The 11359-nt window shown below is 60.3% G+C and carries 13 protein-coding genes and 1 pseudogene; 2 read left to right on the forward strand and 12 right to left on the reverse strand.

What is annotated here, in order from left to right:
- Positions 1-660 precede the first annotated feature (660 nt).
- The 7 genes from E1B25_RS21285 to E1B25_RS21310 all read right to left on the reverse strand — a co-directional run bounded on the left by E1B25_RS21285 (position 661) and on the right by E1B25_RS21310 (position 6524).
- Complete coding sequence (locus tag E1B25_RS21285) at positions 661-2994, reverse strand: heavy metal translocating P-type ATPase (protein WP_132831589.1); 2334 nt, start codon at positions 2992-2994, stop codon at positions 661-663.
- Positions 2995-3060: 66 nt separating this feature from the next.
- Positions 3061-4374 carry an APC family permease gene (locus E1B25_RS21290; protein WP_132831590.1) on the reverse strand — a complete coding sequence of 438 codons (1314 nt, stop codon included), beginning with the start codon at positions 4372-4374 and terminating at the stop codon, positions 3061-3063.
- A 13-nt stretch (positions 4375-4387) separates the two neighbouring features.
- Positions 4388-4750 carry a hypothetical protein gene (locus tag E1B25_RS21295; RefSeq protein ID WP_132831591.1) on the reverse strand — a complete coding sequence of 121 codons (363 nt, stop codon included), beginning with the start codon at positions 4748-4750 and terminating at the stop codon, positions 4388-4390.
- On the reverse strand, positions 4750-5421 hold the full coding sequence (locus E1B25_RS21300; RefSeq protein WP_132831592.1) for a TVP38/TMEM64 family protein: 672 nt from the start codon (positions 5419-5421) through the stop codon (positions 4750-4752). The genes E1B25_RS21295 and E1B25_RS21300 overlap by 1 nt, the downstream gene beginning before the upstream one ends.
- Before the next feature lies 1 nt (position 5422).
- Positions 5423-5809: a DUF302 domain-containing protein gene (locus E1B25_RS21305; protein WP_132831593.1), complete on the reverse strand. Its 387-nt coding sequence runs from the start codon at positions 5807-5809 to the stop codon at positions 5423-5425.
- A 16-nt stretch (positions 5810-5825) separates the two neighbouring features.
- Positions 5826-5942: an SHOCT domain-containing protein gene (locus E1B25_RS22895; RefSeq protein ID WP_483458029.1), complete on the reverse strand. Its 117-nt coding sequence runs from the start codon at positions 5940-5942 to the stop codon at positions 5826-5828.
- Positions 5943-6017: 75 nt separating this feature from the next.
- Positions 6018-6524, reverse strand: a complete 507-nt coding sequence (locus E1B25_RS21310; RefSeq protein ID WP_132831594.1) for an EF-hand domain-containing protein — start codon at positions 6522-6524, stop codon at positions 6018-6020.
- A gap of 178 nt (positions 6525-6702) precedes the next feature.
- Here E1B25_RS21310 and E1B25_RS21315 point away from each other — a divergent pair, with 178 nt between their 5' ends.
- Positions 6703-7425 (forward strand): response regulator, encoded by a 723-nt coding sequence (locus E1B25_RS21315; protein ID WP_132831595.1) that lies wholly within the window; start codon positions 6703-6705, stop codon positions 7423-7425.
- Positions 7422-8819: an ATP-binding protein gene (locus E1B25_RS21320; RefSeq protein WP_245510815.1), complete on the forward strand. Its 1398-nt coding sequence runs from the start codon at positions 7422-7424 to the stop codon at positions 8817-8819. Before E1B25_RS21315 ends, E1B25_RS21320 begins: the two co-directional genes overlap by 4 nt.
- An 18-nt stretch (positions 8820-8837) precedes the next feature.
- On the opposite strand, the pseudogene E1B25_RS22675 reads toward E1B25_RS21320, so the two are convergent.
- The 5 genes and pseudogenes from E1B25_RS22675 to E1B25_RS21335 all read right to left on the reverse strand — a co-directional run.
- A pseudogene (locus E1B25_RS22675) lies at positions 8838-8990 on the reverse strand (transposase domain-containing protein); the annotation flags it as partial.
- A 322-nt stretch (positions 8991-9312) separates the two neighbouring features.
- Entirely contained in the window at positions 9313-9753 is a 441-nt protein-coding gene (locus E1B25_RS21325) for a c-type cytochrome (protein WP_132831596.1), read from the reverse strand.
- Positions 9754-9853: 100 nt separating this feature from the next.
- Complete coding sequence (locus tag E1B25_RS22820; RefSeq protein WP_165937719.1) at positions 9854-10135, reverse strand: copper-binding protein; 282 nt, start codon at positions 10133-10135, stop codon at positions 9854-9856.
- A 14-nt stretch (positions 10136-10149) separates the two neighbouring features.
- A complete protein-coding gene (locus E1B25_RS22825) occupies positions 10150-10635 on the reverse strand; it encodes a plastocyanin/azurin family copper-binding protein (RefSeq protein WP_165937720.1) in 486 nt (161 codons plus the stop codon).
- A gap of 53 nt (positions 10636-10688) precedes the next feature.
- The coding region (locus E1B25_RS21335) for a multicopper oxidase domain-containing protein (RefSeq protein ID WP_165937721.1) at positions 10689-11359 on the reverse strand (671 nt) is incomplete at its 5' end.

Here is an 11359-nt window from a genome sequence, read left to right on the forward strand (position 1 = left end):
CTGCTCCTTGATCATCCCGATAATCTGCGCCTCGGTGAAACGGCTTTTTCGCATTCGTCTGCTCCTTCAAGGTTGGGCAGACTCTACATCATGGTGAGGGATTTCGCGGGGGGCAGGTCAACCTAGGGTCGTTCCCCGAGGCGGCGCAGATGGAAAGCCAAGCGCAGGCGATCTTTTCGTCGAAATGGCTGTTTGGAAAATTGCCTTCGATGATCCCGCCAAGCCGCTCCTAACGGGTCGTGGCGCTGCGCATGTTCTCGACGACCTGCTCTACCCCATCGCATGTGGGGCGATAGAAACGTGTTCCGGCCGCAAGCTGCCCCACCCGTTGCCTGCTTGATCACAGGCCTTTGAGGTCCCGCAGGGACGTGGTTCCGATGACGCCGCGCTCCAGACTGTCGCTGACGCCCGTCAAGCACGCCTATGAGATGGTCACATCGGAATTGCATCGAAACAGAAGCATGCTGGCAGCCCAAGCGGTGACCACGGACCGAAGCATGTACCCGAAGAACCTCAACCGAAGGCTGTACGATAAAGCAGAATGGACAAGACGAACCAAAAGCCTCGCTCTGGCGGATCAACTTGTTTGCACAAAATTTCTTGACTGAGACGGTCCCGTTTGCCGAAGTGTGGAGCTAAATTGAACGTTGTGCTGTCGGGTCAGAGGTTGACCCGCCTTAGTCGTAGCGCATTGGAAATGACCGAGACGGAGGACAGGCTCATCGCAGCCGCCGCGATCATTGGCGACAACAGCAACCCGGTAACGGGGTAAAGCAGCCCTGCCGCAATTGGCACTCCAAGGGAATTGTAGGCAAAGGCGAAGAACAGGTTCTGCTTGATGTTGCGCAAGGTGGCGCGGGCCAGTTTGCGCGCCCGCACAATCCCCATCAGGTCACCGCCCAGCAAGGTGATCCCGGCGCTTTCCATCGCCACATCGGCCCCGGTGCCCATGGCGATGCCAACGTCGGCGGCGGCCAGGGCGGGCGCGTCGTTGACCCCGTCGCCCGCCATGGCGATCTTGTGGCCGTCGCGGCGTAGCTGGTCGATCAGGTCCTTCTTGTCTTCCGGCAGGACACCCGCGCGCACCTCGTCGATGCCGAGCTTGCCCGCCACCGCCTGCGCCGTGCGCTCGTTGTCGCCCGTCGCCATGATCACTCGCAGCCCTTGCGCATGGAGTTCCTTGATGGCTTGCACTGTGCTTTCCTTGATCGGGTCGGCCACGGCTACGATCCCCGCCAGCGCCCCATCGACCGCGATGAACATCGCCGTCTTGCCCTCGGCGCGCAGGGCATCGGCCTGTGCTTCGGCCGCGCCCGTGTCGAGGCCCATTTCCTGCATCATCGCTGTATTGCCGAGTGCTGTGGCGCGCCCGCCGATCTGTCCGCGCACACCCTTGCCGGTGACCGCCTCGAACTCGGTGGACTCTTGCCTTTCAGCGCCCGCCGCTTCGGCCCCTTCCACGATCGCTTCGGCCAGAGGGTGCTCGGATCCGCGTTCCAGCGCCGCGGCCAGCGACAGCAGGTCCGCTTTGGTCACATCCCCCAGCGCGACCGTGTCGGTCAGCTTCGGCTTGCCCATGGTCAGCGTGCCGGTCTTGTCCACGATCAGCGTATCGACGCCTGCCATGCGCTCCAGCGCCTCGGCATCCTTGATCAGCACGCCCGCTTGCGCGCCGCGTCCCGCCGCCGTGGTGATCGAGATTGGCGTCGCCAGCCCGAGCGCACAGGGACAGGCGATGATCAGCACCGAGACGGCCGAGGCGATGGCAAAGACCAGTGCGGGTTCGGGCCCAAAGATCATCCACACGACGAAGGCAAAGATGGCCGTGCCCACCACGGTCGGTACGAATACCGCCGACACTCGGTCAGCCAGTCCTTGAATCGGGGCACGTGACCGCCGAGCGTTCGACACCATGGTCACGATCTGTGCCAGCATAGTATCAGCACCGACCTTGCCCGCTTCAATCACAAGGCTGCCGTTTTTGTTAATTGTAGCGCCAGTCACCGCATCGCCGGGGCCTTTTTCGACGGGCATCGACTCGCCCGTCAGCATGCTTTCGTCCAGGCTGGAACGCCCCTCGATCACCGTCCCGTCCACCGGGACCGCATCGCCGGGGCGCACGCGCAGCCGGTCGCCTTCCATGATGTTTTCCAACGGCGCGTCGTATTCCGACCCGTCCGGCAGGATGCGCCTTGCGGTCTTGGGCGCGAGGTCAAGAAGCGCGCGGATCGCGTCGCCGGTGCGTTCGCGGGCGCGAAGTTCCAGCACTTGGCCGACGAAGACCAGCGCCACGATCACCACCGACGCCTCGAAGTAGGTTCCAACTCCATGGCCCATGCGATATTGTTCGGGGAAGAGGCCCGGCAGGAACGTCGCGAAAATCGAATAAAGATAGGCTGCCGACACGCCGAGGCTGATCAGCGTCCACATGTTTGGCGACCGGTTCACTACTGAATCCCAGCCCCGCTTGAAGAAGGGCCATGCCGCCCAAAGCACGATGGGCGTCGCCAGCACAAACTCCAGATAGCTGGCCGTCTGATGCCCGATCCAGTCGCGCACCGGCAATCCGACCAGCCCGCCCATGGTCAGGGCGATTAGCGGCACCGCCGCCGCCGCCGAGATCCACATCCGGCGGGTGAAATCGGTCAACTCATCGCTGGGCTCGTCCGAGGGCAGCATCGGCTCCAGCGCCATGCCGCAGATCGGGCAGGCCCCGGGCGCGTCGCGCACGATCTCCGGGTGCATCGGGCAGGTGTACTGGACGTCGGCGGGCGCGGGCTTTGGACGCTCAAAGCTCCGGCCCGTTGCATAGAACCACGGGTCTCCTTTGAACTTCGCCTGGCATTTCTCCGAGCAGAAATGGAAGGTCTTGTCCTCGAACTTTGCAGGACGCGTCTCGGGCCCGATTGCAACCGTCATTCCGCAGACAGGGTCAGTTGCCGTGCCTTCGCCCTCGGGGAGGGGGGACTGTCCAGGGTGATGATCGTGTTCCATGTCGTGCCAACTTTCTTTGAATTGCTACAGTCTGGGTCATCTAGCAGCTTGAAGTTCAAGCCCATTTTAATGGCGATCGTGATCGTGATCGTCATCGTTGACGGGATTGCGTGCGAGGAAGATACCCACGAATAAGAAGACCAGCGCCATCCCGACAAGTCCAAGAATGACGATCAACGGGTCGGATTGCCACTTCATCGTCGCGAATGCGATCAGCACTACGGCGTCGAGCACGACGGCTGTCAGCAGCACCCAGCTTTGCGCGCTGATTTCCTGCCGGAGGTGCCGGAACACCCCCAGATGGATGATTATATCCATTGCCAGATAGAAGAAGGCGCCAAGCGAGGCGATCCGGCTTAGGTCGAAGAATACCGTCAGGAAGCCTGCGACCACGACGGTGTAGACGAGCGTATGGTTCTTGATCGTGCCCGGCATCCCGAAATGGCTGTGGGGGACCATCTTCATGTCGGTCAGCATCGCCAGCATGCGTGAGACCGCGAACACGCTGGCGATCAGACCCGACGCCGTGGCGACCAACGCCAGCGCCACCGTCAAGTAGAAGCCGGTCTGCCCGAGAGCTGGCTGGGCTGCTTCAGCTAGCGCGTAGTCCTTCGCCGCGACGATGCGGTCGAGTGGCAGGTTGGACCCGACAGCGAAGGCGACAAGAAGATAAATGACGACGCAGATCGAGATGGACAGGATGATGGCTCGGCCGACGTTGCGGTGCGGGTCAGTTATCTCTGCGCCGCTGTTCGTGATTGTCGTGAACCCCTTGAACGCCAGGATCGACAGCGCAATCGATGCCACGAAGCCGGTGGTGCCCGCGTCCCCCCCGGTTGCCTCGAACGACAGACCGCTGGCCCAAAGCGCGGAAACGCCGAACAGTGCGATGCCGCTAACCTTCAGCAAGGCCATGACGATGGAAACTAGCCCGACCGAACGGGTGCCCGAGGCATTCACGAGATAAGCGAAGACAATCAGCCCGACGCCCAGAGCCGGAACAAGAATGCTGTCTGGATCGCCGCCGAATGCCCGCAGCGTGTAGGTGCCGAAGGTGCGAGCGACGAGGCTTTCGTTGATGACCATCGACAGCGCCATTAGGAGCGAGGCGCCTGCCGCCACGGTCGTTGGCCCGTAGGCCTTTTCAAGGATCATCGCGATTCCGCCCGCCGACGGATAGGCGTTCGAAATCTTGATGTAGGTGTAGGCGCTGAACGCGGTCACGATGGCGCCCACGACAAAAGACAGAGGGAAAAGAGGCCCGGCGAGTTCCGCGATCTGCCCGGTTAGCGCAAAGATTCCCGCGCCGATCATCACGCCGGTGCCCATGGCAACCGCGCCTGGCAAGGTGATGCTGTTTTTCTTGTAGCTCTCCGTCATGTCCAACTTTTCCCTAAATCCCGTCATGTCCATGGGCAGCCCGGCACATGCCGTAGAGCGGTTCGCCCGCCGATAGCGTATGGCCGCGAACATAGTGACCACGCTTTCCATCATCGACCATCAGCCTATCGTCAGCCTTCGGCAAAGCTTCGAGATTTGCGACCGGGCGCAGATCGTTCGCCACAGCCGCGACTTTTGACATGAACTGATCAACATCTGGCGGCAACCAGCGACGCAATGCTTGGCCGTCTTTGGAGATCTCACGGGTCAAGAGCACCTTGTTGGGGGACCGGCAAAGCGTTGTCAGGAACATCCGGCGAATGACGATCCAAGGCACGTCCTTCAAACGCGATTGCGGTGTCAGGTTATTCCCCATCAGGTTTCCTCCTTGGCTTGCCGACGGGTCGCCATCCAGAGGAGCGGCAATCCGGTGATCAGGCTGAGGCCGAGTACCGCCCATGTCGCGCGCCCGAGGTCTCCGCTGACCGCCTCGCCGCCGAGATGGGCGAGCATGAAGCTTGCCGGAACGATCCCGGCGAGTGTCGCGAGCGCGAAGCGCCAAGCATGTAGGCGGCTGAGCCCGGCTGCATAGCTGATCATGTCGAAGGACACGAAGGGCATCAGACGGCTTGCGAAGACCGTTGTCGTCAATGCGGTCTGCGACCCGAGCAGCCCAGCGTCGATCCGGTCCCCGAACAGCCGTCGCAAGAAATCATGCCCCAAACCCCGTGCCAAGCCGAACGCGATCAGCGCCCCCAGTTCGGCACCGATCACCACTTGCAGGGTGCCCCAAAGATGCCCGTAGGCCGCCCCGGCAGCCAGTGCGATCGGGGCGCTGGGGATCGGGCTGGCCACGACCGCGATGGTCATGAGCGCGACGATCACAACCGGCCCCCAGAGACCAGCGCGAGTGACCAGCATCTCGAGACGCTCACCGTCCATCAGTGCGAGTGCCTCTGTGAACATCGACGGCGCGAACTTCCATACGCCGAGCAGGACGATCCCGAGGACTGCCATAGCCAAGATGATGAAAGCGCGCAGACTCATCTCAGATCGCCGCGACGGCCTTCGCCAGTAGATCGCGAACATCACCCGCGACAGCCGTCAATTCGGCGTTGTTAATCGCCTGCATCGACGCCACCGGGTCGATGGCGCTAACCTCCACTCCGCCCTCAATTTCGCGCAGGATGACGTTGCAGGGCAGCATCGCTCCAACCCGAGGCTCGATGACGATCGCCTGATGCGCCATCTTCGGGTTGCAGGCGCCGAGAATACGGTAATACGGCATATCCACGTCAAGCTTCTTCTTCATCGTCGCCTTGACGTCGATTTCGGTAAGGATGCCGAAGCCCTTGTCGGTCAATGCTGCGCGGGTGCGCGCATCAACGGTGTCAAAATTGCCGCCCGCTATCACACGGTTAATCGTGTAATCCATTGTAATTCCTTTCGGTCTATTTGCGCAGGTATTTTATTAGTGCCGCGATCGCGAGGCCGACCAGCACAAAGATGATAATCATCCAGAGCCAACCAAAGCCCATGCCCAAACCCATGCCATACTCGTTCATCATCGCTTCCTCCTGCTCAGTGTTATGGGTAACTCCGCCAATCGAAACTTGGTTCGATTGGCGGAGAAATTGAGTGTGTCAGTTATTGTCCATCATGCCGCGGCCAGCGCCCGGCATGTCGTCGTGCCGTCCGCTCATATGGTTTTGCATCATCTCGGCAATTGCAGCCATTTCACCTTCCGTCACCTGCGCGTCGCCGTCCGCATCGTGCATCTGGAAGACGCGTACTGTCATCGGCCGGGTATGAGCCGCATGCATCACGGAAAATTCTTCCAGCGACAGGGTGCCATTGGCGTCGGTGTCATAGGTTGCAAGTTCGGCCTGAATGCCTGCCGTCATTTCCTCGGGGCTGAGGGTGCCGTCATCGTTGGTGTCGAACGTGGCCATGGCATAGCTTTGGCCCCCACCCATCATCATGCTCATGCCGCCACCCATCATGCCATCATGGCCGCCCATCTTACCCATTCCGCCGCCCATCATCCCGCCATACGGCATCTGGGTTTGCTGGGCGATCACCGGCACAGCGACGGCGGCAAGGCCAAGGGTGGCAACGGTTGCAAGGGCAAGTTTGGTTGAACGTTTCATTCGGTCTCTCCTGAATTGCTATGAGATCAATCTGGTGGGCAGGTGTCCCACAGGTTTGTCAGGCAGACCGGCATTTTGTATCAAACTGTCGCATGCAGCAGCCTGAAGACGGTTTGCGACAATATTCTGTGCGCCCGGCTCAAAGGTTAGACTAGGGTCGGCAACAGGAGAGAAGTTGATGACCCATCCGCCCCACATCTTAATTGTCGACGACCACCGCGAGATCCGCGATGCATTGGTCAAGTATCTTGAAAGGAACGGGATGCGCGCGGCCTCTGCCGCGGACGCGGTCGCGATGGACGCGGCGATGAAGGTCGGACAGTTTGACCTTGTCGTGCTGGATGTGATGATGCCCGGAGAAGATGGCCTCTCGGTCTGTCGCCGTCTGCGCGCGCAGGGCGGTATTCCGATCCTGATGCTGACCGCCTTGGGCGATGAAACTGACCGCATCGTCGGGCTGGAAGTCGGCGCGGATGACTATCTGCCCAAACCGTTCAGTCCGCGCGAGTTGCTGGCCCGGATCAAAGCGATCCTGCGCCGGTCCGACAGGGCCGAAGTGGCTGGTGGCAGTCTTGCGGGCCACCGGTTGGCGTTCGAGCGCTGGGTGCTGGATACCGACCGCCGGACCCTGACTGACCCAGACGGCACCGAAGTGGCGTTGACAACCGCCGAATTCCGCCTGTTGACCGCGTTTCTGGAACGACCGCGCTTTGTTCTCAGCCGTGAGCAGTTGCTCGATCTGACATCGGGCCGGGCAGCGCAGGTGTTCGACCGGACCATCGACAACCAGATCAGCCGACTGCGCCGCAAGATCGAGGCCGACCCCGCCAAACCCACGCTGATCGCGACTGTCTGGGGAGGTGGATACAGCTTTGCCGCTGATGTGCAGGAGATACCGTGACGCTGACCCCTTCTTTCATTCGCCGGTTGTTTCCGCAGTCTCTGGGAGGGCAGTTGCTGGTCATGCTACTATTGGCGCTGGCCATCACGCAGGGGCTTGGCCTTTTGTTGCTGAACGACGAGCGCAATCGCGCGGTGCGGGCGGCACTAGGTCTGGAGGCGGCAGGACGCGCGGCAAATGTAGCCTTGTTGCTCGACGACGCCCCCGCAAACTTGCGCTTATCGATCCTGCGAGCGGCAGACTCGCCTCTGGTCAGGTTCGAAGTAGGAGCCGAGCCCGAAGCGCCTCACGACAGCGCCGACGCGGTCGTCGTTCTAGGCCAGATCAGACAAATTCTTGGTCAGCCAGAACGCGAAGTCCGAGCAGATGTTCATGCCCTTGATTTGGGTCCTGTTGCAATCCCCGATGGCATTCCCGCCGCGATGCGCTCGATGCACGAGGCGATGATGACCGGCCAAACTGATCCAATTGAGATGACGCTGTCGATCCGCCTAGCGGGTGGCGATTGGCTGAACGTCCGGACGATGTTCCATCGGCCCGGACCGCAGCTTTCACCGCAAGCCCTGCTGCCCTTGCTGCTGATGGCGGTGGCTGTCGCGCTGGTCGCATGGTGGACCGCGCGCCGTGTCGTCGGCCCGATGCGCATGCTTGCGGTAGGGGCCGACCGATTGGGGCGCGGGCTGGATGCGGATCCTCTGCCGATAGCGGGACCGTCCGAGGTGAGCGAGACCACCCAAGCCTTCAACCGGATGAAAGACCGCCTGACGCGATTTGTGAACGAGCGCACGCATATGCTTGCTGCCCTCAGCCACGATTTGCGTTCGCCCCTAACTGCGATGCGGCTCCGGATCGAGATGCTGGACGAGACCGAAGATAGCATCCGGCTCAAGGCCCTGGTCGAGGAAATGCAGGCCATGGTTGAGGCAACGCTGGAATTTTCCCGAGGGGTCGCCAAGGCAGAACCGACAGCCACGGTCGACCTCGCCGCGCTGCTGGGTGATCTGGTGGGCGATGTCGGTGAGGACAGAGTTACCCTTGCACCTTCACAGCCGCTGTGTGCCACCATTCGTCCGCAATCTCTGAGTCGCGCGCTGCGCAACCTGATCGATAATGCTGTCCGCTATGGCGGCGTGGCGCAGGTGAAGTTGGTCCAAGAACTGGGACTGGCCGTCATCATCATTTTAGACAGGGGAGCGGGGTTGCCCGAAGATCAACTGGAGGCTGTATTCGAGCCGTATGTGAGACTGGAAGGCTCACGAAGCCGCGACACTGGGGGCGTCGGTTTGGGCCTGGCAATCGCCCGGACCATCATTCAGGCGCACGGCGGGACGGTGACGCTCCGCAATGCGCCCGGCGAGGGGCTAGAAGCATCTGTTCGCCTGCCGATCGGATAGGTGTAACCGATGTTTCAGTCACACCTTGGCAGAGACGTTCCAGGGTATGAGGTCGTCGATTTGGCTCTGCATGTGACAATCCATGATGGCGGCAAGAGTTGCGGTCATCTAGGAGTGGGGATCGAAGGCGTTCAGTTTGCAGCCCTCGACAAGCGAGGCAATGACGGCCCAGTATCAGGACTGACAAATAGAGCATTTTTCTGTTCAGCGTGATGAGGCGGATACTGCGCTGCAGTTTTCGCATTGCAGCAAATTCTGACGAGTGCCGCAATGTTCACGACCGGATGTCTGCCCCTTGCCGTCTGAAGTCGCGATGATGGTGTCCTCTATCCAACATGAAGGCACGCGCGCTCACCGCCTAACCTGGAATTGCGCGCGCGAAGTAACAGAGCAAAGCCAGGCGATACCCCAAGCGCCGATTGCAGCCTTGAAGTCCGAAGGCTACTAGGCGCGCCCATCATGTTGAGGACAGCCGTGCCATAATTTCGTTTGATTATTGGATCCCGTTTTCGCGCTGGAGCGCGCGCACATAAGCGACAATGTTGAGCACGTCACCTTGGGTGACGCCCTTGACCGGAGGCATATTGCCGAATTTCCAGTGATGGGCCCGAACACCGTTCTTTGCGGCCAGCACAAATGCCATGTCGCCATGGTGGTTAGGTTCGTAAATCCTATGCACCAATGGGGGGGCAACACCCTGCTTGCCCTGCGCATTTGCACCGTGGCAGGCGGCGCAAACCGTATCAAAGGCCCGCTTTCCGATCTGCTCCTGATCATCAAGGGATGCAGGCACCGCAACAGCGACCATCGCATCACCCCGCAGGACCGTGGTGTTCGCGCTGCTGGTCCTCATGGGCGTTTCACCCCGCTGCAGGGCATACCATGCCCCTGCAACTAACGCGATCACGGCCAGCGATATTGTACCCCGTTTCATCCGTCTCATTCCTTCGTCTTCTGTTTTTCAGTGATCGAGCATCATCTTCTTGGTCGTGCCCGAAGGGGCGCCGACATGCATCAGCGCCCCAAAAGGGGGGTCACTTCAAGGATGTCACCGTCAGCTTGCCCTTGACGCGGTCAGCGACAAACTCGATCTCCTGTCCTTCTGACATCCGTGCGATCGTCGCCTTGTCAGCGCGAAACACCATTGTCATCGCGGGCATTTCGAGATCAACGAGTTCCTCGTGGATGATAGTGACCTTGCCGGCCTTTTCATCAACCTTCTTCACTGTGCCCTTGGTGAAAGTCGCGGCCATGGCCATTGACAGCGTGATCGCCAGGATTGCTGCAGTTGCAGCGCTGATTTTCAAAAGTTTCATTTCTGATCCGCTCCTCAATAGCCTTGTTTGCCAACATCAAGTGCGCCGTGCATGCCGGATTCGTAGTGACCCGGGATCAGGCAGGCGAACTGGAACCGCCCCTCATTGGAAAAGGTCCAGACGATTTCGGCGGTTTGACCCGGTTCCAAGCGGGCGGAGTTGGGGTCGTCATGTTCCATGTCGAACTTGGCCATCATCGCCTTGTGTTCTTCATTTTCCTCATAGGTATCCATCACGAATTCATGCTCGAGTTCGCCCTTGTTGGTGATGATCAGCTTGACGGTCTCGCCCTTTTTAAAATCCAGAGTTCTGGGTTCGAACAGCATTTCGCCGTCGTCGGTTTCAACCATTGAGATTTCAACCGTGCGGGTTGCGTGGTGGTCATCGCCGGGATGGCCGATTTCCATTTCATTTCCATGTCCACTGCCATGGGTTCCACCGGAAAATGCGGGCGTCGCCAGCGCTAGTGCGATGACGGCCGTGAGAAGTCGTTTTTTCATGATCTGATCCTATTTCTTTGGTTTCGTTCGGGTTGAAGATACAAGGTGCTCGGTTAGCCCCTTGAAGTGGTCCTGGCCGTGATCCGGGTTTTGGCATCGTGAACCTGCGCGAACTCCGGCAACTCGCCGGTCCACTCATAGGCCTGCTCGCCCGGAGGGTTCTCGTACCAGCCGGGATCGGAGTAATCGTCCGCACCGATGCCGTCGCGCACCTTCACGACCGAAAACATACCGCCCATTTCGATAGGTCCATAGGGCCCCCAGCCGGTCATCATCGCGACGGTGTTGTCGGGCAGAGGCATTTCCATCCTGCCCATGTCGGCCATGCCCGCGGTGCCCATCGGCATGTATTCGGGCTGGAACTGACGTATTTTCTGGGTCAGAGGCTTCTTGTTGACGCCGATGAAGGTGGGCACATCGTGACCCATCGCGTTCATCGTGTGGTGCGACTTGTGACAATGGATCGCCCAGTCGCCCAGATGGTCGGCTGTGAACTCATAGGCGCGCATCGCCCCCACGGGAATGTCGACGCTGACCTCGGGCCATTGCGCTGCCTCTGGCACCCAACCGCCGTCGGTGCAGGTGACCTTGAAGTCATATCCATGCATGTGGATCGGGTGGTTTGTCATCGTCAGGTTGCCGACGCGCACGCGCACTTTGTCGCCCTTGTTCACGACCAGTGGGTCGATGTCGGGAAAAATCCGGCTGTTCCAGGTCCAGAGAT

This window comes from Antarcticimicrobium sediminis, assembly GCF_004348975.1.
Classification (GTDB): domain Bacteria; phylum Pseudomonadota; class Alphaproteobacteria; order Rhodobacterales; family Rhodobacteraceae; genus Antarcticimicrobium; species Antarcticimicrobium sediminis.

What these genes read in the sequence shown, in the direction of transcription:
- E1B25_RS21285 (WP_132831589.1), bottom strand. Translation starts at nt 2,994, where the DNA reads ATGGAACACGATCATCACCCTGGACAGTCCCCCCTCCCCGAGGGCGAA.
- E1B25_RS21290 (WP_132831590.1), bottom strand. Translation starts at nt 4,374, where the DNA reads ATGACGGAGAGCTACAAGAAAAACAGCATCACCTTGCCAGGCGCGGTT.
- E1B25_RS21295 (WP_132831591.1), bottom strand. Translation starts at nt 4,750, where the DNA reads ATGGGGAATAACCTGACACCGCAATCGCGTTTGAAGGACGTGCCTTGG.
- E1B25_RS21300 (WP_132831592.1), bottom strand. Translation starts at nt 5,421, where the DNA reads ATGAGTCTGCGCGCTTTCATCATCTTGGCTATGGCAGTCCTCGGGATC.
- E1B25_RS21305 (WP_132831593.1), bottom strand. Translation starts at nt 5,809, where the DNA reads ATGGATTACACGATTAACCGTGTGATAGCGGGCGGCAATTTTGACACC.
- E1B25_RS22895 (WP_483458029.1), bottom strand. Translation starts at nt 5,942, where the DNA reads ATGATGAACGAGTATGGCATGGGTTTGGGCATGGGCTTTGGTTGGCTC.
- E1B25_RS21310 (WP_132831594.1), bottom strand. Translation starts at nt 6,524, where the DNA reads ATGAAACGTTCAACCAAACTTGCCCTTGCAACCGTTGCCACCCTTGGC.
- E1B25_RS21315 (WP_132831595.1), top strand. Translation starts at nt 6,703, where the DNA reads ATGACCCATCCGCCCCACATCTTAATTGTCGACGACCACCGCGAGATC.
- E1B25_RS21325 (WP_132831596.1), bottom strand. Translation starts at nt 9,753, where the DNA reads ATGAAACGGGGTACAATATCGCTGGCCGTGATCGCGTTAGTTGCAGGG.
- E1B25_RS22820 (WP_165937719.1), bottom strand. Translation starts at nt 10,135, where the DNA reads ATGAAACTTTTGAAAATCAGCGCTGCAACTGCAGCAATCCTGGCGATC.
- E1B25_RS22825 (WP_165937720.1), bottom strand. Translation starts at nt 10,635, where the DNA reads ATGAAAAAACGACTTCTCACGGCCGTCATCGCACTAGCGCTGGCGACG.